The sequence below is a fragment of the Campylobacter sp. RM12640 genome (genome assembly GCF_020137595.1).
In the GTDB taxonomy this organism is placed as follows: Bacteria; Campylobacterota; Campylobacteria; order Campylobacterales; family Campylobacteraceae; genus Campylobacter_E.
This window is the reverse complement of sequence record NZ_JACGAU010000066.1, coordinates 1-662: the sequence shown is the minus strand read 5'-3', so window position 1 is coordinate 662 and position 662 is coordinate 1. Positions and strand designations below refer to the sequence as shown.

The window sequence follows — 662 nt, the reverse complement described above, 5'->3', positions numbered from 1 at the left end:
GGCTATACAGGAAAAAAAGCACCGCTTTTAAATATCCCTGATGATGGCTTTAAAAATGGTATAAAATCATACGAGCAAAAAATCCAAAACTTAACAGAGTATTTAAACGAGCAAGTAAAAGGCTTACCTCACGAGGTACATAAGGCAGTTAATACTAGGATAAAAGAAAGTTTAATGCAAATAAAAGAAGTTAGAAACAATTATAACACTATAAAAAAGGTATTTAATGATGAGAAAGAGCAAAACTATAAAGGAAAACTTTTAAAAGTAGGTAATTGTGATATTTTAGGACAAGACTTGCCATTATTTGTAAGCTTGGAAAATGTTTTTACTCATAAGCACAGAAAACATATAACATCTTATGATTATGCAATGATACCGCAAATGTTAAAAAACATTAAAAATAAAACACTTTCAAAAGCACATTCACAGGCTGAAGTAGTAGTTAGTCATTTAGGCACTTATTATCGCTTAGCTATTAAAAAGACTAGCAAGAATGAAGCTATTGTTACATCTATTACACAGGAAAGAAAGTGGGAATAAATGGTGGCGTTTGGGGAACCAACGAATAAACGGCATTGGCTAATGCTTAAGGCTTTCTGCAAAGTAGCGATATCAGTGCAGTTTAACCCCTTTACCCGAGTTAGTAGCCATCTAACTCA

Annotated in this window: 1 protein-coding gene; it reads left to right on the top strand. The window is 32.6% G+C overall.

Annotation, left to right across the window (positions count from 1 at the left end):
* Window positions 1-543, top strand: a 543-nt coding sequence (locus AVBRAN12640_RS09900) for a hypothetical protein (RefSeq protein WP_336609190.1), incomplete at its 5' end; no start/stop codon positions are given.
* Window positions 544-662 lie beyond the last annotated feature (119 nt).